Source organism: Streptomyces sp. NPDC001002, assembly GCF_053599215.1.
The window spans coordinates 1-18,455 of record NZ_JBSFLV010000063.1; the positions used below are offsets into that span (position 1 = coordinate 1).

At 70.9% G+C, this 18,455-nt stretch carries 20 protein-coding genes; 8 read left to right on the forward strand and 12 right to left on the reverse strand.

Annotated features, from left to right (window positions below):
• Both ACWDR3_RS26585 and ACWDR3_RS26590 read right to left on the reverse strand, forming a co-directional pair.
• The coding region (locus ACWDR3_RS26585) for an AMP-binding protein (RefSeq protein WP_450355092.1) at nt 1-563 on the reverse strand (563 nt) is incomplete at its 3' end.
• Nucleotides 564-769: 206 nt separating this feature from the next.
• Entirely contained in the window at nt 770-2,068 is a 1,299-nt protein-coding gene (locus tag ACWDR3_RS26590; protein WP_450355093.1) for an acetyl-CoA C-acetyltransferase, read from the reverse strand.
• A 98-nt stretch (nt 2,069-2,166) separates the two neighbouring features.
• Here ACWDR3_RS26590 and ACWDR3_RS26595 point away from each other — a divergent pair, with 98 nt between their 5' ends.
• Complete coding sequence (locus tag ACWDR3_RS26595) at nt 2,167-3,471, forward strand: 3-oxoacyl-ACP reductase (RefSeq protein WP_450355094.1); 1,305 nt, start codon at nt 2,167-2,169, stop codon at nt 3,469-3,471.
• Nucleotides 3,471-4,346 carry a MaoC family dehydratase gene (locus ACWDR3_RS26600; RefSeq protein ID WP_450355095.1) on the forward strand — a complete coding sequence of 292 codons (876 nt, stop codon included), beginning with the start codon at nt 3,471-3,473 and terminating at the stop codon, nt 4,344-4,346. Before ACWDR3_RS26595 ends, ACWDR3_RS26600 begins: the two co-directional genes overlap by 1 nt.
• Before the next feature lie 10 nt (nt 4,347-4,356).
• Here ACWDR3_RS26600 and ACWDR3_RS26605 read toward each other — a convergent pair whose 3' ends face one another.
• The 5 genes from ACWDR3_RS26605 to ACWDR3_RS26625 form a co-directional block, all read right to left on the reverse strand.
• Nucleotides 4,357-5,013, reverse strand: a complete 657-nt coding sequence (locus tag ACWDR3_RS26605; protein WP_450355096.1) for a TetR/AcrR family transcriptional regulator — start codon at nt 5,011-5,013, stop codon at nt 4,357-4,359.
• Between the two features lie 69 nt (nt 5,014-5,082).
• The gene (locus ACWDR3_RS26610) at nt 5,083-5,400 is read right to left on the reverse strand and encodes a DUF4229 domain-containing protein (protein ID WP_450355097.1); all 318 of its coding nucleotides are present in this window, start codon (nt 5,398-5,400) and stop codon (nt 5,083-5,085) included.
• A 146-nt stretch (nt 5,401-5,546) separates the two neighbouring features.
• Nucleotides 5,547-6,710 (reverse strand): aminofutalosine synthase MqnE, encoded by a 1,164-nt coding sequence (gene mqnE, locus ACWDR3_RS26615; RefSeq protein WP_450355098.1) that lies wholly within the window; start codon nt 6,708-6,710, stop codon nt 5,547-5,549.
• A 59-nt stretch (nt 6,711-6,769) separates the two neighbouring features.
• The gene (locus tag ACWDR3_RS26620; protein ID WP_123999343.1) at nt 6,770-7,225 is read right to left on the reverse strand and encodes an Lrp/AsnC family transcriptional regulator; all 456 of its coding nucleotides are present in this window, start codon (nt 7,223-7,225) and stop codon (nt 6,770-6,772) included.
• 71 nt (nt 7,226-7,296) lie between these two features.
• On the reverse strand, nt 7,297-7,980 hold the full coding sequence (locus tag ACWDR3_RS26625) for a UbiX family flavin prenyltransferase (protein ID WP_450355099.1): 684 nt from the start codon (nt 7,978-7,980) through the stop codon (nt 7,297-7,299).
• A 91-nt stretch (nt 7,981-8,071) separates the two neighbouring features.
• On the opposite strand from ACWDR3_RS26625, the gene ACWDR3_RS26630 reads away from it, so the two are divergent.
• Nucleotides 8,072-8,677: a rhomboid family intramembrane serine protease gene (locus ACWDR3_RS26630; protein WP_450355100.1), complete on the forward strand. Its 606-nt coding sequence runs from the start codon at nt 8,072-8,074 to the stop codon at nt 8,675-8,677.
• Nucleotides 8,678-8,743: 66 nt separating this feature from the next.
• Here ACWDR3_RS26630 and mqnP read toward each other — a convergent pair whose 3' ends face one another.
• The gene (gene mqnP, locus ACWDR3_RS26635; RefSeq protein WP_402353758.1) at nt 8,744-9,646 is read right to left on the reverse strand and encodes a menaquinone biosynthesis prenyltransferase MqnP; all 903 of its coding nucleotides are present in this window, start codon (nt 9,644-9,646) and stop codon (nt 8,744-8,746) included.
• Nucleotides 9,643-11,100, reverse strand: coding sequence for a menaquinone biosynthesis decarboxylase (locus ACWDR3_RS26640; RefSeq protein ID WP_450355101.1), 1,458 nt, complete (start codon nt 11,098-11,100; stop codon nt 9,643-9,645). The genes mqnP and ACWDR3_RS26640 overlap by 4 nt, the downstream gene beginning before the upstream one ends.
• 75 nt (nt 11,101-11,175) lie before the next feature.
• On the opposite strand from ACWDR3_RS26640, the gene ACWDR3_RS26645 reads away from it, so the two are divergent.
• Nucleotides 11,176-11,490 carry a PLD nuclease N-terminal domain-containing protein gene (locus tag ACWDR3_RS26645; protein WP_402353764.1) on the forward strand — a complete coding sequence of 105 codons (315 nt, stop codon included), beginning with the start codon at nt 11,176-11,178 and terminating at the stop codon, nt 11,488-11,490.
• A 109-nt stretch (nt 11,491-11,599) separates the two neighbouring features.
• Nucleotides 11,600-13,021 (forward strand): purine-cytosine permease family protein, encoded by a 1,422-nt coding sequence (locus ACWDR3_RS26650; RefSeq protein ID WP_450355102.1) that lies wholly within the window; start codon nt 11,600-11,602, stop codon nt 13,019-13,021.
• Here ACWDR3_RS26650 and ACWDR3_RS26655 read toward each other — a convergent pair.
• Nucleotides 12,994-13,584 (reverse strand): hypothetical protein, encoded by a 591-nt coding sequence (locus ACWDR3_RS26655; RefSeq protein WP_450355103.1) that lies wholly within the window; start codon nt 13,582-13,584, stop codon nt 12,994-12,996. The two genes, ACWDR3_RS26650 and ACWDR3_RS26655, sit on opposite strands and share 28 nt — an antisense overlap.
• A gap of 102 nt (nt 13,585-13,686) precedes the next feature.
• Nucleotides 13,687-14,454 carry a CDP-alcohol phosphatidyltransferase family protein gene (locus ACWDR3_RS26660; protein ID WP_450355104.1) on the reverse strand — a complete coding sequence of 256 codons (768 nt, stop codon included), beginning with the start codon at nt 14,452-14,454 and terminating at the stop codon, nt 13,687-13,689.
• Between the two features lie 156 nt (nt 14,455-14,610).
• Here ACWDR3_RS26660 and ACWDR3_RS26665 point away from each other — a divergent pair, with 156 nt between their 5' ends.
• Entirely contained in the window at nt 14,611-15,540 is a 930-nt protein-coding gene (locus ACWDR3_RS26665) for a transglutaminase-like domain-containing protein (RefSeq protein ID WP_450355105.1), read from the forward strand.
• Between the two features lie 18 nt (nt 15,541-15,558).
• Here ACWDR3_RS26665 and ACWDR3_RS26670 read toward each other — a convergent pair whose 3' ends face one another.
• Nucleotides 15,559-16,818: a PucR family transcriptional regulator gene (locus ACWDR3_RS26670; RefSeq protein WP_450355106.1), complete on the reverse strand. Its 1,260-nt coding sequence runs from the start codon at nt 16,816-16,818 to the stop codon at nt 15,559-15,561.
• Between the two features lie 101 nt (nt 16,819-16,919).
• On the opposite strand from ACWDR3_RS26670, the gene ACWDR3_RS26675 reads away from it, so the two are divergent.
• Together ACWDR3_RS26675 and ACWDR3_RS26680 are read left to right on the forward strand one after the other, a co-directional pair.
• On the forward strand, nt 16,920-17,378 hold the full coding sequence (locus ACWDR3_RS26675; protein WP_450355107.1) for a nucleoside deaminase: 459 nt from the start codon (nt 16,920-16,922) through the stop codon (nt 17,376-17,378).
• Complete coding sequence (locus ACWDR3_RS26680) at nt 17,371-18,345, forward strand: isopenicillin N synthase family dioxygenase (RefSeq protein ID WP_450355108.1); 975 nt, start codon at nt 17,371-17,373, stop codon at nt 18,343-18,345. Before ACWDR3_RS26675 ends, ACWDR3_RS26680 begins: the two co-directional genes overlap by 8 nt.
• Nucleotides 18,346-18,455: the final 110 nt, after the last annotated feature.

The following is an 18,455-nucleotide window of genomic DNA, read 5'->3' on the forward strand; positions in this document are numbered from 1 at the left end:
AGCTCCGCGAGCCGGTCCAAGTGGCCTTTCTCCACGACCCACATGTGGCGCAGGTCGGGCAGCCGGTTGAGCTCCGGGCCGAGCGCCGAGGCCTGTCCCGCGGTCTCCGTGACGAGGGCGACCGCGCCGGAGTCCTGAAGGATCCAGCGGGTCTGGAAGACCGAGGAGGTGGGGTAGATCGGGACGGTGACGAGACCGGCGGCCCACGCGGCGAAGTCGAGCAGGGTCCACTCGTAGATCGTCCGGGCCATGACGGCGATCCGGTCGCCGGGCACAAGTCCCTCCGCGATCAGCCCTTTTGCCAGGGCCAGCACCTCGTCCGCGAATCCCGCGGCCGTCACATCGGCCCAATCCCCGTCCTGCGTACGGCGGCTGAGGACGCGCGCCTCGGGCGCGGCGGCCGCGTTGTCGAACGGCAGGTCCGCGAGCGAGCCGTGCGTGGACGGCATGACGAACGCGGGCACGGACACCTCCCGCACCACCCCGTCCAGCCGCACGATCTCGGGTTCCACGAGCTGAGGCACGCCGTCGTAGTCGGCGGCGGACGGGTAGGGCACGGACATGGCAGCTCCTGGGGCGCGCAGCTCGGTACCGCTCTGCTGCTTTGGTACGGGTATCGCATACCAAGTCGTTCACCGGCGGCCTGCGGCGGAGGGAGTTACCGGCGGTCAGGTTGGCGATCGTACGGTGCCCACGTGGGGGGTTGGTAAGGGTTCGACGGCGATCCGGAGCCGGGCTTGTGCAACCTCGGGGGTTATGTGACAAGAGTTCACGTTCGCTCCAGAACGGCCGTCACGCCCTGGCCGCCCGCCGCGCACACCGAGATCAACCCGCGCCCCGGGCCGCCCCGTTCGGCCAGCAGTTTCGCCAGGGTCGCCACGATACGGGCCCCGGTGGCGGCGAAGGGATGGCCGGTGGCCAGCGACGACCCGGCCACGTTCAGCCTGGCCCGGTCGACCGGCTCAAGCCCCCGCTTCTCCCAGGCCGCGAGGGTCGCCAGCACCTGCGACGCGAACGCCTCGTGCACCTCGACGAGGTCGAAGTCGGCCATGGTCAGCCCCGTCCGCTCCAGCATCCGCGGGACCGCGTACGCCGGTGCCATCAGCAACCCGTCCTCGCCGCCCACGACATCGCCCGCCACGAAGTCCACGGCCGCGGTCTCGTACGCCGTGAGGTAGGCCAGCGGCTCAAGCCCGCGCGCCGACGCCCACTCCTCGGAGGCCAGCAGCACGGTCGCCGCCCCATCGGTCAGCGGGGTCGAATTGCCCGCCGTCATGGTCGGGTCGGGCGCGTCGAGGCCGAACACCGGCTTCAGGGACGCCAGTTTCTCCACCGTCGAGCCGGGCCGCAGATTCTGATCCCGCGCGAGATCCCGGAACGGCACCACCAGGTCCTGGAAGAAACCCCGTTCGTACGCCGCCGCCAACCGCTGATGGCTCGCCGCCGCCAACTCGTCCTGGGCCTCGCGCGCGACGCCCCAGGCCCGTGCGGTCACGGCCGCGTGCTCGCCCATCGAAAGACCCGTGCGCGGCTCGGCGTTGCGCGGGATGTCGGGGACCAGATGGTTCGGGCGGATCCGGGACAGGGCCCGCAGCCGGGCGCCTGCCGACTTCGCGCGCCGGGTCTCCAGCAGGATCCGGCGCAGTTCGTCGTTGACGCCGAGGGGCGCGTCGCTGGCCGTGTCGGCGCCGCCCGCGATCGCCGACTCGGTCTGCCCGAGGGTGATCTTGTTGGCGGCGGCGATCACCGCCTGCAGCCCGGTGCCGCAGGCCTGCTGGATGTCGTACGCCGGTGTGCGGGCGTCCAGCCGGGAGCCGAGGACCGTCTCGCGCGCGAGGTTGAAGTCCCGGGCGTGCTTGAGCACCGCGCCGGCCACGAACTCGCCGACGGCGCCCGGCTCTTCGAGCCCGTACCGGTCGACCAGCGCGTCCACGGTCGCGGTCAGCATCTCCTGGTTCGACGCGGTGGCGTAGGGGCCGTCGGAGCGCGCGAACGGGATCCGGGCGCCGCCGATGATCGCCACGCGGCGCGTCCGCGGGAGTGCGAGGGGCTGCTCTACGGGGCTCATCTCGACCGGTTCCTCATCTGTGACGTAGGCTTACCTACGGTAACCTTACTCCAGAGTAAGCAGCAGGGCTCCGAGTGGGCCCGAGTGGGGAGATGGACATGGCGGACCGCTATCTGAGCTTCACCGGCACCGCACCCGGCCGCTTCCTGACCCGCCGCCTCGGGCTGCCGCAACCGGCCCCGCTGCGCCGCCGGTCCCCCGCGACCCCCACCCTGGCCGGCGGCCTGCGCCATCTCACGGCCGGCAAGTCGGACCTCGACCTCGAACCGGTCCTCTCCCGTACGGAGTTGGCCGCCGGGCCCGCCGACGCGCCCGCGGCCCTCGTCCTCGACGCCACCGGGGTACGGGACATCGAGACGCTCGCCGAGGTGCACGCGGCCCTGCACCCCGTCGTCCGGTCGGTCGCGAGCAGCGGTCGGATCGTCGTGCTGGGCGCGCCCCTCGACGCCGGCGACCACCATCAGGCCGCCGTGCAGCAGGCGTTGGAGGGTTTCGTGCGCTCGCTCGGCAAGGAGATCGGGCGGGGCAGGACCGTGAACCTCGTCCGCCTCACCGACGCCCCCGCCGCCGAGTCGACCCTGCGCTTCCTCCTCTCCCCCGACTCCGCCTACGTCAGCGGTCAGGTGATCTCCGTCGACGCGCGCCCGGTGACCCAACCGGCGGACGCGCAGCGGCCGTTGGGCGGACGCACCGCACTGGTCACCGGCGGCGCGCGCGGGATCGGCGAGGCGGTCGCCGAGACGCTGGCCGAGGGCGGCGCCCGGGTCGTCGTACTCGATGTGCCGCAGGCCGAGCAGGACGCGCGGCGGGTGGCCGAACGGCTCGGCGGCAGCGCGCTCCTCCTCGACATCACGGCGTCGGACGCGGGCGAGCGGATCGCCGCGGAGCTGCCCGACGGGTTGGACGTCCTCGTCCACAACGCGGGCATCACACGGGACCGGCGACTGGTCAACATGCCCGCGGAGAGATGGAGTTCGGTCCTCGACGTCAATCTGGCGAGCGTGCTGCGGACGACGGACGCGCTGCTCGCGGCGGGCACCCTGCGCGAGGGCGGCCGTATCGTCGCCACCGCGTCGATCGCCGGGATCGCGGGCAACGCGGGCCAGACGAACTACGGCGCCAGCAAGGCGGGCGTCGTCGGCCTGGTCCGCTCCCTCGCGCCGCGCGCGCTCGCCGAGCACGGGGTGACCGTCAACGCGGTCGCGCCGGGCTTCATCGAGACGAAGATGACGGCCGCGGTCCCGCTCTTCATCCGGGAGGCCGGCCGCCGCATGAACTCCCTCGCCCAGGGCGGCCTGCCCGTCGACGTCGCCCGGACCACGGCCTGGCTCGCGCACCCGGCCTCCGGCGCGGTCAACGGACAGGTCGTACGGGTCTGCGGCCAGAGCCTGTTGGGGGCGTGATGTCCGTAGTCCTCGCGCAGTCCCCCGCGCTCACGCCGCTCCTCGCCCGGGGCGCCCTGCTCTCCCCCTTCAAACGGCCGCGCCCGGACGCGGAGTTCCCCCACGACCGCCTCGTGCTGCCCGCCCCGCGCATCGACCTCGCCCGCTTGGCGGCGTACGAGCGCGTCTGCGGCTTCGCGACCGGCGACGACGCGCTCCCGCTCACCTACCCGCACGTCCTGGGCTTCCCCCTGGCCATGCGCCTGATGAGCCGCCGGGACTTCCCCCTCCCGCTCCTCGGCCTCGTCCACACGTCGATCGACATCACCCGACCCGGAGCTCTCCCGGCCACCGGCGAGTACGAACTCGCCGTGCGCATCGAGGGGTTGGCTCCGCACCGACGCGGTACCGAGGCGACGGTGGTGACGGAGTTGCTGAGTGGTGGAGGGGCGGTGGTGTGGGAGTCGCGGAGTACGTATCTGGCTCGGCATCGGACCTCGGGAGAGGCGGGGTCGGAGGGGTCGGCACCAGAGGGGCCGGGGCCGGTCCCCGACCAGACGCACCACGCGCCCCTGCCCGCCGTCGCCGAATGGCAGCTCGCCGGGGATGTCGGCCGGCGTTACGGAGCCGTCTCCGGTGACCGCAACCCGATCCACCTCCACCCGCTCACCGCCCGCCTGTTCGGCTTCCCCCGCGCCATCGCGCACGGCATGTGGACGGTGGCCCGCTGTCTGGCCGCGCACGGGACGCCGGACGCGGTGCGGGTGCGGGCCGAGTTCCGGGCGCCGGTGCTGTTGCCGGGGACGGTGACGTACGCGGCGGACGGGGGGCGGTTCGAGCTGCGGGGCCGGGAGCGGGTGCATGTGTCGGGGACGGTGAGCCCGCTCGGGTCCTGAGCGAGCGGGGCTACTGAGCCGTGGAACCGGCCGGCGGCTGCCAGGGCTGCCCCTCCATCAGGTTGCCCAGACCCGCCCATGCGAAGTTCATCAGGGTGGCCGCGGCCTGGCGGGCCGTGACGCCGGGGGTCGCGTTGGCCCAGGCAGCGAGGGACTCGGCCGCGCCGACGAGGGCCTCGGCGAGGCCGGCGACCTCTCGTTCGGGCAGGTCCGGGTCACGGTGCGCCTCGCGGGCGGCGACGACGATGAGCTGGGTGACGAAGACGACGATCTCCTCGCGCATCGCCGTGACCTCGGCCGCGAACGGTTCACCGTGGGTGCGGGCCTGGAGGTGCAGCACCGACCAGCCGTCCGGGTTCTGCGCGGTGTGCGTGAAGAACGCCCGCAGTCCTTCCCAGAGTTGGCGGTCGGCGGGCAGCTCGCGCCGCACTCCGGCCCGTACCGCCTCCACCAGCGCCTTCGCCTCACGGCGGATGCACGCGGTGAACAGGTCTTCCTTCGAGTTCAGGTACAGATACACCAACGGCTTGGAGACGCCCGCCAGTTCGGCGATCTCGTCCATCGACGCGGCCATGTACCCGCGCTGCCCGAAGGTCCGAACGGCGGCGTCCAGCATCTGCTGTTCACGGACCGCTCGCGGCATCCGCTTGGTCTTCACGGCACCCATGAGACACACACTAGTTGGCGCCGGCGCCGAGCAGACCTCCCGCGAGCCGCGCAACAAGGCCTACGGAGCTCACGAAGCCTGCGGTGCCTGTCCCTGCGCGCCCTGCGCCGGCGCCGAGTCGTCCTCGACGTCCTCCTGGCTGCGGTTCGCGTCCAGGTTGGCCTTCATCCGGTCCACGCGCTGGACGACCTGGATGGAAGCGCGGTCCCGTTCCTTGCGCAGCACCACGAAACTGATCGGGGCCGAGATGAGGAGGGCGAGCAGGACGACCCACATGCCGTTGGACTCGCCGAGCCCGCGCGGGAAGACGCCGAAGTAGACGAGGCCCCAGACGACCGCGAGGCAGCCCGCGAAGACTCCGAGGCGCATCAACGTGTAGCGGAACATCTCAATCCACTCTTCCGATTCGAACTGTCCGAACGTCCCAAAGGGGGCACCTTCAGTGAAGCACGCCCCCGGGGCGATCTTGCAGCGGGTCCGGCGAGGCCCCGACCAGTACGGAGAGGCCCCAGCCGGTCCGACGAGGCTCCCGCTCAGACCCGCATCGGCTGCGGTGCCTCCCGGCGCTCCGGGTCCGGACCGTCGTACTCGCGGATGATCTCGTACCGCGTGTTCCGCTCCACCGGCCGGAAGCCCGCGTCGCGGATCAGGTCCAGCAGGTCCTCGCGGGTCAGCTTGTTCGGCGTGCCGTAGTTGTCGGCGTCGTGCGTGATCTTGTACTCGACGACCGAGCCGTCCATGTCGTCCGCGCCGTGCTGGAGGGCGAGTTGGGCGGTCTGGACGCCGTGCATGACCCAGAAGACCTTGACGTGCGGGACGTTGTCGAAGAGCAGCCGCGAGACCGCGAAGGTCTTCAGGGCCTCGGCACCGGTCGCCATCTGCGTCCGCGCCTGCAGCCGGTTCCGTACCTTCCCGTCCTTCATGTCCACGAAGTCGTGCTGGTAGCGCAGCGGGATGAAGACCTGGAAACCGCCGGTCTCGTCCTGGAGTTCACGCAGCCGCAGCACGTGGTCGACGCGGTGGCGGGGCTCCTCGATGTGGCCGTAGAGCATGGTGCACGGGGTCTTGAGCCCCTTCTCGTGCGCCAGCCGGTGGATCCGCGACCAGTCCTCCCAGTGCGTGCGGTGGTCCACGATGTGCTGGCGGACCTCCCAGTCGAAGATCTCGGCGCCACCGCCGGTCAGCGACTCCAGACCCGCGTCGATCAGCTCGTCGAGGATCTCGGACGCGGACAGCCCGCTGATCGTCTCGAAGTGGTGGATCTCCGTCGCCGTGAACGCCTTCAGCGACACGTCCGGCAGCGCGGCCTTCAACTCCCGCAGGGAGCGCGGGTAGTAGCGCCACGGCAGGTTCGGGTGCAGGCCGTTGACGATGTGCAGCTCGGTGAGGTTCTCGCCCTCCATCGACTTGGCGAGCTTCACCGCCTCCTCGATGCGCATCGTGTACGCGTCCTTCTCGCCCGGCTTGCGCTGGAAGGAGCAGTAGGCGCAGGACGCCGTGCACACGTTGGTCATGTTGAGGTGGCGGTTGACGTTGAAGTGGACGACATCGCCGTTCTTCCGCGTCCGCACCTCGTGCGCGAGGCCGCCGAGCCACGCCAGGTCGTCCGACTCGTACAGCGCGATGCCGTCCTCGCGGGACAGCCGCTCGCCGGAGCGGACCTTCTCCTCCAGCTCGCGCTTGAGCCCGACGTCCATACCCACACCTCTCTCAGAATCCCGAAGCAACCGTACGCCCACCCCGATCACACCCTCGCTCAGACCTCTTCGGGCAGCTCTCCCACCCGGTTCTCCCACTTGGTGGAGAGCACGATGGTGGTACGGGTGCGGGAGACGCCCTTGGTCCCGCTGAGCCGCCGGATGGTCTTCTCCAGGCCGTCCACGTTGGTGGAGCGCACCTTGAGCATGAACGAGTCGTCGCCCGCGATGAACCAGCAGTCCTCGATCTCGGAGAGGTCCTTCAGCCGCATGGCCACGTCCTCGTGGTCGGCGGCGTCGGACAGCGAGATACCGATCAGCGCGATGACGCCGAGGCCGAGCGAGGCGGCGTCGACGGTGGCGCGGTAGCCGGTGATGACGCCGGCCGCCTCCAGCCGGTTGATGCGGTCGGTGACGCTGGGTCCCGACAGTCCGACGAGGCGCCCCAGCTCCGCGTACGAGGCCCGGCCGTTCTCCCTCAGGGCCTGGATGAGCTGCCTGTCCACCGCGTCCATGCGATCGAAGCCTTCCACTGAAAAGTTCCTGAAGTGATGAGAGGTACTGCCACGTGCGCGCCGCTGGTCGCTCAGCCGGTACGGCCCCCGCCGCCCAGCTCGCCTTCCCAGCGGCGGTACAGCCGGTGCCCGACGCCCGCCGCGTCGAGCACCCGTCCGGCCACGAAGTCCACCAGGTCCTGGATGTGGGTGGCGCCCGCGTAGAAGGCGGGCGAGGCCGGGACCACGGCGGCACCCAGGTCGTCCAGGGTCACCAGATGACGCAGGGTCTGCCCGTTCAGAGGAGTCTCCCGTACGACGACGACGAGCGGCCGGCGCTCCTTCAGCGTGACGCTCGCCGCCCGCTGGAGCAGGTCCTTGGAGAGCCCGAGCGCGACGCCGGCGACGCACGCGGTGGAGGCGGGCACGATGAGCATCCCCTTGACCGGGTACGACCCCGACGAGGGTCCGGCGGCGAGGTCCCCGGCGGGCCAGTACCGCACCGCGTCCACGTCGGCCGCGAAGGTGCCCGGCTTCCCGTCGGCTCCCCGCGCCAGCCATTCCCGCAGGTCGTCCTGCCAGTGCGCGTCCCGGAAGGCGATCCCGGTCTCGTCCAGGAGCGTGAGCCGGGACGCCCGGGAGACGACGAGGTCGACACTCTCGCCCGCGTCGAGGAGCGCGCGCAGTACGGCAGCCGCGTATGGGGTGCCGGAAGCGCCGGACACCCCTACGATCCAAGGCGTACGCGGCGTCTCTCCTGGCTTGACTGGGTTCACACCCCCGAGCCTATCCGGCACCGCGTGCCGGGAACCGGCCAAGGGTGCCCGGGCGTTCTTCTGTGGGGACGAGTGGACCGTGGGGGGTGCGATGTCCGGTACGGAGTCGGAGTGGTCGCGGGGCGACCGCGCGAAGACCGCGGCGAAGCTGATGGTGGGCTGGGTCGCGCTGTTGTGGCTGCTGGAAGTGGTGGACGTGGCGTCCGGCCACGCTCTCGACAGCCTCGGGATCGTGCCGCGCGAGCCGTCCCAGCTGATCGATGTCGTGCCGGCCGCGTTCATCCACTTCGGCTTCGCCCACGTGGCGGCGAACAGCGTGCCGCTGCTGGTCTTCGGCTTCCTCGCCGCACTGGGCGGCCTGCGCCGGTTCGCCGCGATCTGCGCGGTGATCATCGTGGCCGACGGCCTCGGCGTCTGGCTGGTCGCCCCCGCCCACACCAACACCGCGGGCGCCTCCGGCCTGATCTTCGGCCTCTTCGGCTTCCTCCTGATCACCGGTTTCGTGGAACGCAAGCCCCTGGGCATCCTGGTCGGCCTCGTCATAGGCGCGATCTGGGGCACGTCGATCCTGATAGGCCTGGCCCCGACCCAGTCGGGCGTGAGCTGGCAGGCGCACTTGATCGGGCTGGTGTCGGGGGTGGGCACGGCGTTCTGGCTGGGCCGCCGCACCCGGACCACTCCCGCGCTCATACGGTGACGGCCCTCTCGCGGTGACGGCCCTCGTACGGTGACGGGCCTCGTACGCTGACGCCCTTCAGACAGTTCAGACGGTGAGCCCGCGCACCAGCAGATCCAGCAGCGCGCACACGAACAGCGCGATCCCGATGAACCCGTTGACGCTGAAGAACGCCCTGTTGAGGCGGGACAGGTCATGGGGCCGCACGATCGAGTGCTCGTACACGAACGCGCCCGCGACGATCATCAGGCCGATCCAGAAGAACGCGCCGGCGTCCGTGGCGACGGCGTACCAGATGAGGAGGCCGGTGGTGAGGGCGTGGCAGACGCGGGCGCCGTGGATCGCGGCCGGGATGCCGAAGCGGGCCGGAACCGACATGACGCCGATCTCGCGGTCGGTCTCGACGTCCTGGCAGGCGTAGATCAGGTCGAAGCCGCCGATCCAGATGCCGACGGCGAGACCCAGGATCACCGCGTCCCAGGACCACTCGCCGGTGATCGCGAGCCAGCCGCCGATCGGGCCCATGGCCTGGGCGAGACCGAGGATGGCCTGCGGGAAGTTCGTGAACCGCTTGCCGTAGGGGTAGATCACCATCGGCACGACCGCGATCGGCGCGAGGGCCAGGCACAGGGGGTTGAGCAGGGCGGCCGAGCCGAGGAAGACCACGACCGCGACCAGCGCGCCCGTCCACGCGTGCTTCACCGACATCGCGCCGGTCACCAGCTCGCGGTGCGCCGTGCGCGGGTTCCGGGCGTCGATCTCCCGGTCGATGATCCGGTTCACCGCCATCGCGAAGGTCCGCAGACCCACCATGCAGATGGTCACCAGCAGCAGCCGGCCCCAGTGGATGTTGCCGTCCATCTCGAACATCGCGGTGAGCGCGGCGATGTAGGCGAAGGGCAGGGCGAAGACCGAGTGCTCGATCATCACCAGCCGCAGAAAGGCCTTCGTGCGTCCTGGCTGCGGGATGGCTGCGGATGCGCTGCTCAAAGCCCGTACTCCTTCCACCGGCGGTCGACCGTCGCCGCCGTCTCGGGGTCGGACACCACCATCTCGGGCCAACCCCCGTCGCGCGTGTAGCCCTCCTCGGGCCACTTCCTGGTCGCGTCGATCCCCGCCTTGCCGCCCCAGAACTGCTGGTAGGAGGCATGGTCGAGGTGGTCGACGGGGCCTTCCACGACCGAGAGGTCGCGGGCGTAGTCCGTGTTGCCGAGGGCCCGCCAGGCGACCTCGTGGAGGTCGTGGACGTCGCAGTCGGAGTCCACGACCACGATCAGCTTCGTCAGGGACATCATGTGGGCCCCCCAGACAGCGTGCATCACCTTTTGGGCGTGCTTGGGGTATTTCTTGTCGATCGAGACGATCGCACAGTTGTGGAAACCGCCCGCTTCCGGCAGGTGGTAGTCCACGATGTCCGGCACGATGATCTTCAGCAGGGGGAGGAAGAAGCGCTCCGTGGCACGCCCCAGCGGTCCGTCCTCCGTCGGAGGTCGGCCTACGACGATCGACTGAAGCAACGGCCGCTTCCGCATCGTCACGCAGTCGATCTTCAGGGCGGGGAAGGGTTCCTGCGGGGTGTAGAAACCGGTGTGGTCGCCGAACGGCCCCTCCGGCAGCATCTCCCCCGGCTCCAGCCACCCCTCGATGACGACCTCCGCCTGCGCCGGCACCTGCAGCGGCACGGTCTTGCAGTCGACCATCTCGATCCGCTTGCCCGCGATGAACCCGGCGAACAGGTACTCGTCGATGTCACCGGGCAGCGGGGCCGTGGACGCGTACGTCACCGCCGGCGGGCAGCCGAAGGCGATCGCGACCGGCAGCCGCTCGCCGCGCCGCGCCGCCACCTGGTAGTGGTTGCGGCTGTCCTTGTGGATCTGCCAGTGCATGCCGATGGTGCGCTTGTCGTGGCGCTGGAGGCGGTAGAGGCCGAGGTTGCGGATCCCGGACTCGGGGTCCTTGGTGTGGGTGAGGCCGAGGTTGAAGAAGGACCCGCCGTCCTGCGGCCAGGTGAAGAGGGCGGGCAGCCGGTCGAGGTCCACGTCGTCCCCGGTCAGGACGACCTCCTGCACCGGCGCGTGATCGCCCTTCACCTTCTTCGGCGGTACGTGCGCCATCGCGCCGAGCTTCCCGAAGGCCTCGCGCACCCCGACGAACCCCTGCGGCAGTTCGGGCCGCAGCAGCCCGCCGATCTTCTCGGAGATGTCGCCGTACGACTTCAGCCCGAGGGCCTTCAGCAGTCGCCGGTCGGTCCCGAAGACGTTCATCGCGAGGGGCAGGTCGGAGCCCTTCACGTTCTCGAAGAGCAGCGCGGGGCCGCCCGCCTTCTGCACCCGGTCGACGATCTCCCCGACCTCCAGATACGGGTCGACCTCGACCTTGACGCGCTTGAGGTCGCCCTCGCGTTCCAGTGCCCTGAGCAGGGAGCGAAGATCGTCGTAAGCCATGCGTCCCAGTATCGGCCACCCGCTACCCTGACCCCGTCACCGGGGCCGCCCCACCCGTAGGGAGAACGCTCGAACATGCTCAGGTATCTGCCCTTCCTGCTGGTCCTGGCGCTGTGGATCTACGCCTTCATCGACTGCCTGAACACGCCCGAGGACCAGGTGCGCAAGCCGCTGCCGAAGGTCGCGTGGGTGATCATCATCCTGCTCTTCGGCGAGGTCCTGGTCGGCCCGGTCGCCTGGCTGGTGGCCGGCAAGAAGCGCACCGCGCCGGGCGGCGCCGGGCCCGGCCAGGGCCGCTGGGTGGCGCCGGACGACAACCCCGACTTCCTGAAGTCGCTCGGCGAGGACGACCACAAGAAGCTCGACGAGGACGACCGCAAGCAGGACTGAGGGGCGACGGTCCGACGAGGGCGGCCTACAGGTTGTACGCCGCCGAGCCCCTCGAAGCGGACAATGCGCCCCTGTGCCCGGACCGGTCGGAACCGGACACTTACCTCGCATGACGACAGCACCCGCCGACTCCACCGGCACCCTCGCCCCCGAATACGGTGACAAGGTCATCGCCGTCGAGACGGCGGGCTCCGAACCGATCCCCGACGCCGAACGGCACGGCGGCCCGCTCCAGTTGCTGTGGACCTGGGCCTCCCCGAACATCGAGTTCGCGACGGTCTACATCGGCGTGATCGCGGTCCTCTTCTTCGGGCTGAGCTTCTGGCAGGCCACCGGCGCGATCGTGCTCGGCACCGCGCTCGGCGCGATCACGCAGGGTTTCCTCTCCCTGGACGGGCCGCGGTTCGGCGTACCGCAGATGGTGATCGGCCGCTTCTCCTTCGGCTTCCGCGGCAACATCCTGCCGTCCGCGGCCAACGGACTGGTAGCGGGCGTGGGCTGGTTCGCGGTGAACAGCGTGAGCGCGGCCTTCGCGCTCAACACCCTCACCGGACTGCGCCCGTTGCCCTCGCTGCTCCTCGTGGTCGTCGCCGAGATCCTGATCGGCTTCATCGGCCACAACTTCGTCCACACCTTCGAGAAGTACGCTTTCCCGGCGCTGGCCCTGATCTTCCTGCTCGCGGGCGTGTGGACGTTCAAGGACGCGGACCTCACCGGGGGCGGCACGGGCGGCGGCATCGGCGGCTTCCTGCTCGCGTTCAGCGCGGCCTGGGGCTACGCGGCCGGCTGGAACCCGTACGCCACGGACTACTCGCGCTACCTCCCGCGCACGGCGAACAAGCTGAAGACCGTCCTCTACCCGGCCGTCGGCCTCTTCGTCTCCGTCACGCTCGTCGCGGTCATCGGCGCGGCGTCGGCGACCCTCGTCGCGCCCGAGGACGCCACCCCGACGGCCGCGTTCACCGGTCATCTCCCGGGCTGGCTCGGCGACTTGGTGCTGATCGCCATCATCCTGGGCGCGGTCTCGGCCAACGCCCTCAACGTCTACTCCGGCGCGATCTCCATCACCGCGCTGGGCCTCAACCTCCCGCCGTGGCTGAGCCGCAGCGTCCTGGTCGTGGTCTCCGGCATCGCCGGTACGGCGGCGGCGTGGGCGTCCCTGTCGGACGCGGGGGCGGCCTATGAGGCGTTCCTGCTGGTCATCGCGTACTGGGTGGCACCCTGGCTGGGCGTGGTCCTGGTGGAACGCAGGCTCCGCTCCGGCATCCCGGACGCCGAACTGGCTCCCCGCCTGACCGACCGCTCCTTCACCAACTGGCCCGGTGTGGCAGCCCTGTTGATCGGAGTGGCGGTGTCCGTTCCGCTCTTCTCCAACCAGGAGGACTACGTCGGCTACGTGCCGAAGCACTGGCCGTCCTTCGGTGACATCACGCCGGTCGTCGGCTTCGTGCTGAGCGCGGCGGTGTACGCCGGGCTGTGCGCGGTGCTGCGGCGGCCGAAGTCTCAGCCCGCGTCGGCCAGTTCGGCCTGATCGACGTACTCGACCCTGATGTACCGGGCGTTCTTCTCCCCGTACGCCTTCTTGAGGATCGGCTCGGCCGTGTCGGGGTCGTCGACCCCGACATGGACGAACCCCCGTTCGTCCGGGCCGACTTCGCGCATCTGGAAGGTGCCGTCCCAGCGTTTCATGTCGTCGCTGATGCGGTCGGCGAGCCTGGTCAGCGTCCTGCCGTTGACGTCGGTGTCGTGCAGCCGGAGGGTCACGCCCTTCACGGCCGCCTCGCAGACCGCGGTGTCGAAGGCGTCGGACGGGATGCGCCAGATGTCGGCGGCGGAGTCGTCCTCGTCCACCGAGAGGCCGGTGTAGACGGCGGCGTACCGCTTCCGCGCCAGGTCCTCGACGTGCACGACGACCCGCATCAACGGCGTGCCGTCGTCCCGGTCGGGAAGGCTGTCGACGGGTCGCTGACCCACGCACACGGTGGGGTCGCCGGTCTCCGGCGCCGTCGAGACCCGCACCCCCTCGCCACCGCAGGCCTGGACCGCGCCCAGCGCCAGCACGACGGCCACGGCCGCGCCCACACGATTCCTCATGCCCTGTCCCCCTCCGTCCGACTCGTCACTGTGACGCCGGACGGGGGCGGGACGTTCAGCCCTGCCGGAGGTCGTCGCGCGGGACCGGGCGGGCAGCGCGGGTCAGCGCAGTCGCGACGACGACAGGATCGACAGCAGGTGGGCCGGGACCATCACCCAGGTGATGACGGCGAGGGCGCCCAGGGCCCAGCGGGTGGGTTCGATGCCGTCGGTCAGGGTGTCCGCGATCGCCGCCACGAGCAGGACCAGGGACGCCTCGATGCCGTTGGTCACGCGGTGGATCTTGAAGGCGGCGGCGAGCCGGCGGACGTTCGCCACGCCCTGCGAGCGGGGGCGGGTGGACTCGTCGTCGACGACTCCGAGACTCCGGCGGGCGCGGGCCACGTCCACCAGGTCGGTCGAGGCCTTCAGCAGCACGACACCCAGCGCGGTGGCGATGCCGATCGACAGCCAGCCGCCGACGCCCGACTCGGCGGCCCGGTAACCCGCGCCCGCCATCAGGGCCGCGTCCGCCAGATACGCGCCGAGCCGGTCGACGTAGATGCCGGCCGCGCTGTTCTGCCCCTTCCAGCGGGCGACTTCACCGTCGACGCAGTCGAAGAGCAGGAACAACTGCATGAGAATCACGGCGAGTACGGCACCGGTCAGACCCGGGATCATCAGCGCGGCCCCGGAGGCCACCCCGCACGCCACCATCGTCCAGGTCAGCTGGTCCGGGGTGACCGGCGTGCGCACCAGTTGCCGGGTGAACCGCAGCGAGACGCGCCGCATGTACAGCCGGCCCGCCCAGTGTTCGCCGTTGCGGCTCGCCAGCTTGGCCTGCGGCTGACAGACCTCCCGCAGCTCCTCCAGTACCGGAGCAGCAACCATGACCGTTCCTCCACACCACACCTGGGGTTCAACTGCCGCACACGCGGCGGTGATCGGCACAGGTTAGTCGCCCACCGACCCGTCGTCGGCCTCCGCCCCCGTCGCCATGACCACCCTCTGGACAATTCGCCCCGAATTTTGACAGCGTGACGCGACATGCCCCTCGACTTCCACGCGACCCAGAGCACGTTCTCCGACCCCGGCGAACTGGCCCACCTCTACGCCGACATACCCCGCGACCCCGCCGAACTCGCCCGCATCTCCCGGGACTTGGTGATCCACCGCCTGGAGGGCGACCTCTTCGCCCACACCCACCCCACGGACCGCCTGCACAACGACGCCGAGACCCGCTACATCGACGACATCCTGCGGATCGTCGTCGAGCGCGACAGCGCACCCCTCGGCCAACGGCGCACGCCCGGTGACCGGTTCGTCGGCACCTGCCGGGACTTCTCGCTCCTGCACTGCTCGTTCCTGCGCCACATCGGCGTCCCGGCCCGCATCCGCTCCGGCTTCGCCGACTACTTCGCCTCGGGCGGCTCCGCCGACCCCGCCCCCTTCCACTTCGACCACGTGGTCACCGAGTACTGGGACACCCGGCGCGGCTGGCTACTGGCCGACGCCCAACTCGCCGACCCCTTCGTGACCGCCCACTGGAAGATCGACTTCGACCCGATGGACGTACCCCGCGACCGCTTCCTCGTAGCGGGCGAGGCCTGGCAGGCGATCCGGGAGGGCAGGGCCGACCAGGAGACCTTCGGCCTCCACCCACCGCACGAAGGCCCCTTCTGGGGCGAGTGGTTCGTCGCCGGCAACATCCGCCTGGACCTGGCCGCGCTCAACAAGGTGGAGACGCTGCTGTGGGACGTGTGGGGCGAGCCCGAGGGAGCGGAGGAAAAGGAACCCGGCGGCCAACTCCCGGAACCCGCCCGGCAGTTCTACGACCGTGTCGCCCCGGTCGTCAGCGGCGAGGTCTCCCTCACCGCCGCCCGCGAGCTGTTCACGAAGGACGACACCCTGCGCACGCCCGACACGGTGACGTCGTACGCCCCGTTCAACGGCCCGAGCCGGGTCACTCTGCGCTGACCCACCGTCAGGCCGCCATCAGGCCACCGTCCGCAACCCCCGCACCACCCCAGCCCCCGTCCCCCGCACCACCCGATGCGCACAGGCCGCCGCCAGCAACTCCCCTAGCAGATCAGGGTCGTCGATCTCCAGGCCCAGCAACGACTCGATGCGTTCCAGGCGTTGGTAGAGGGACTGGCGGCCGATGTGGAGGAGGGTGGCCGTGCGGGTCGGGGAGCAGCCGTGGCGGAGGTGGACCTCCAGGGTGCGGACGAGGTCGCTGGGGTGGGCCGCCTCCCAGGCCAGGAGGGGGCCCAGGGTGTGCTGGACCAGGCGGGCGAGGCGGTCGCGGTTGGCGTCGACACCGCCGCGGGTCAGCTCCCGTTCCAGGGCGAGCGCGCGGGCGGAGGTGACCAGCGGGCCGTCGGGGACGCCGGGCTCGGCGGCCGGCACGGTGAGCGCCAGCTCCAGCGTCGTACGGGCCGCCCGCAGCGTGTCGCTCCAGCGCAGCCAGCCGCTGGCGCCCGCGACCGCGTGCCCGACAGCGACCGTGAGCCCCGGTTCGGCGGCCGTGCGGAAGGCGTCCTGGACGGCGCGGATGGGGTCGCCGGCGCGGGTGCCGGGGAGGGCGAGCAGGGCCAGCACGTCACCGGGGAACGCGGCCCGCAGCGCGCCCGCCCCGCCCAGCAGCCGTACCGCCCGGTCCACCGCCCCCACCTCGCGCGTCCCGTGCAGCGATACGCCGATCAGCCGCGCCCCCGGCCCCGGATGGAACCCGGCGAGTGCCGACCGCGCCTCCACCTCGGGCTGGTTCAGGGCGGCCCGGTCGGCCAGGTCGGCGAGCAGGGCCGCCGTATGGTCGTCGCCCCACGGACGTACCACCGACCGCCCGGACAGACCGCGCGCCACGATCGCCCGGTTGGCGGCCTCCGTGATGCGTACGAAGGGCACGACCCGGCGCATGGCCAGCAGGGGCAGACCCAGACGGCGGGCCTCGTCGGTCACCTCGGGCGGCATGCTCGGCAGGGAGCGGCCGATCTCCACCGCGAGCCCGGCGGCGCCGCGGGCGGCCACCTCACGGACGTACCGCCGCCGGTCCTCCTCCTCGGCGTCCATCAGGCCGAAACCGTTGGTGAGCAGCAGTTCGCCGCCGTCCAGGAAGTTGGCGCCCTCGTAGACCTCACTCGAATGCACCCAGCGCACCGGGCGGTCCAGGGCGCTCTCGCCGGCCAGCAGCTCGGGCTCGGCGGCCCGTACGGGATCGAGGTCCAGGACCTCACGGAGGGTGAGTGCGGGCACGGGCTCCTCCAGGGGCGTGGACAGTTCGTCCGGGGGCGGGATGTCCGGAGAGTACTTTCCGCACGTTGCCCTCGTGTTTCGGCCACTGGAGAGTGAGAACCATGGAGCTCATGGATCAGGCACAGGCGCGGACCTGGCTCGCCACCGCCGTCGAGGAGGCCCGCGCGGGGCTCGCCGAGGGCGGCATCCCGATCGGCGCCGCGCTCTACGGAGCCGACGGCACCCTCCTCGGGCGCGGCCACAACCTGCGCGTCCAGGACGACGACCCCTCGATGCACGCGGAGACGGCGGCGTTCCGCGCGGCGGGACGGCAGCGGTCGTACCGGAACACCACCATGGTCACGACCCTCTCGCCGTGCTGGTACTGCAGCGGTCTGGTCCGCCAGTTCGGCATCTCGCGGGTCGTGGTCGGCGAGGCCGCCACCTTCCACGGCGGCCACGACTGGCTGGCCGAGCACGGCGTGGAGATCGTCGTCCTCGACGACTCCGAGTGCATCACGCTGATGCGCGACTTCATCAAGAACAACCCGGCACTCTGGAACGAGGACATCGGTGAGTGACACCTCCGCCCCGCGTATTCCGACCATCGACCTGCGGCCCTGGCTGACCGGGGACGAGCAGACCCGCAAGGACATCGCCCGTACCGTCGACGAGGCCCTCCAGACCGCCGGGTTCCTGCTGGTCACCGGGCACGGTGTGGACCCGGGGCTACGGTCGCGGATCCGGGAGGCCGCCCGTGCCTTCTTCGCCCTCCCTGCCGACGTCAAGGAGCCCTACTCCGCCAAGGTCGGCGGGCGGGGGTGGCTCGGGCCCGGGGCCGAGGCCAACGGGTATTCGGAGGGGACCGAGACCCCGCCCGATCTGAAGGAGTCGCTGACCTTCGCCACCCACCGGCCCTTCGCGGACCCGGTGATCAACGCGGAGTGGTACGCGCCCAATGTGTGGCCCGGTGAGGTGCCGGGGTTGCAGGCGCTGTGCGAGGAGTACCTCGACCGGATGGGCGAGCTGGAGAAGCAGCTGTTGGTGCTGCTCGGCGATGCCCTCGGGCTCGAACCCGACTTCTTCTCCCGGCACATGGACCATCCGACCTACGGCTTCAACATCAACTGGTATCCGGGGGTGGAGGTCGTCGGGGATCCGGAGCCTGGGCAGTTCCGGATCGGGCCGCACACCGACTTCGGGACCGTGACGATCCTCGACCGGCAGGCGGGCAAGGGCGGGTTGCAGGTCTTCACCGACGAGGGCGGGTGGGAGGACGCGCCGTTCGATCCCGAGGCCTTCACCATCAACATCGGTGACCTGATGGCCCGTTGGACCGGCGACCGCTGGCGCTCTGGCCGGCACCGCGTGCTGCCGCCGCCCGCGGACGCGCCCGCCGAGGAGCTGATGTCCCTCGTCTACTTCGGAGAGTGCACCCCGGGGACGCTGGTGGAGTCCGTGCCCGCGCCGGTGGGGCGGGTGGCGTACGAGGCCGTGGACTCGCACGTCTACCTGCGGGAGAAGCTGGACTCGATCACCGTCGACTGAACCGGCTGCTGAAACTGACGGCGCCCGGCGAGGGGTCGGCGCGGGGCCGGTCGCCACTTTTCGTAACCCAACGGTCACCACGCGATCTAGTCCGAACCAACTCACCCTCC

Excerpts from the sequence above, each read along its gene's own strand:
- ACWDR3_RS26590 (WP_450355093.1), bottom strand. The coding sequence starts at position 2,068 with ATGAGCCCCGTAGAGCAGCCCCTCGCACTCCCGCGGACGCGCCGCGTG.
- ACWDR3_RS26595 (WP_450355094.1), top strand. The coding sequence starts at position 2,167 with ATGGCGGACCGCTATCTGAGCTTCACCGGCACCGCACCCGGCCGCTTC.
- ACWDR3_RS26600 (WP_450355095.1), top strand. The coding sequence starts at position 3,471 with ATGTCCGTAGTCCTCGCGCAGTCCCCCGCGCTCACGCCGCTCCTCGCC.
- ACWDR3_RS26605 (WP_450355096.1), bottom strand. The coding sequence starts at position 5,013 with ATGGGTGCCGTGAAGACCAAGCGGATGCCGCGAGCGGTCCGTGAACAG.
- ACWDR3_RS26610 (WP_450355097.1), bottom strand. The coding sequence starts at position 5,400 with ATGTTCCGCTACACGTTGATGCGCCTCGGAGTCTTCGCGGGCTGCCTC.
- mqnE (WP_450355098.1), bottom strand. The coding sequence starts at position 6,710 with ATGGACGTCGGGCTCAAGCGCGAGCTGGAGGAGAAGGTCCGCTCCGGC.
- ACWDR3_RS26620 (WP_123999343.1), bottom strand. The coding sequence starts at position 7,225 with ATGGACGCGGTGGACAGGCAGCTCATCCAGGCCCTGAGGGAGAACGGC.
- ACWDR3_RS26630 (WP_450355100.1), top strand. The coding sequence starts at position 8,072 with ATGTCCGGTACGGAGTCGGAGTGGTCGCGGGGCGACCGCGCGAAGACC.
- ACWDR3_RS26640 (WP_450355101.1), bottom strand. The coding sequence starts at position 11,100 with ATGGCTTACGACGATCTTCGCTCCCTGCTCAGGGCACTGGAACGCGAG.
- ACWDR3_RS26645 (WP_402353764.1), top strand. The coding sequence starts at position 11,176 with ATGCTCAGGTATCTGCCCTTCCTGCTGGTCCTGGCGCTGTGGATCTAC.
- ACWDR3_RS26650 (WP_450355102.1), top strand. The coding sequence starts at position 11,600 with ATGACGACAGCACCCGCCGACTCCACCGGCACCCTCGCCCCCGAATAC.
- ACWDR3_RS26655 (WP_450355103.1), bottom strand. The coding sequence starts at position 13,584 with ATGAGGAATCGTGTGGGCGCGGCCGTGGCCGTCGTGCTGGCGCTGGGC.
- ACWDR3_RS26660 (WP_450355104.1), bottom strand. The coding sequence starts at position 14,454 with ATGGTTGCTGCTCCGGTACTGGAGGAGCTGCGGGAGGTCTGTCAGCCG.
- ACWDR3_RS26665 (WP_450355105.1), top strand. The coding sequence starts at position 14,611 with ATGCCCCTCGACTTCCACGCGACCCAGAGCACGTTCTCCGACCCCGGC.
- ACWDR3_RS26675 (WP_450355107.1), top strand. The coding sequence starts at position 16,920 with ATGGAGCTCATGGATCAGGCACAGGCGCGGACCTGGCTCGCCACCGCC.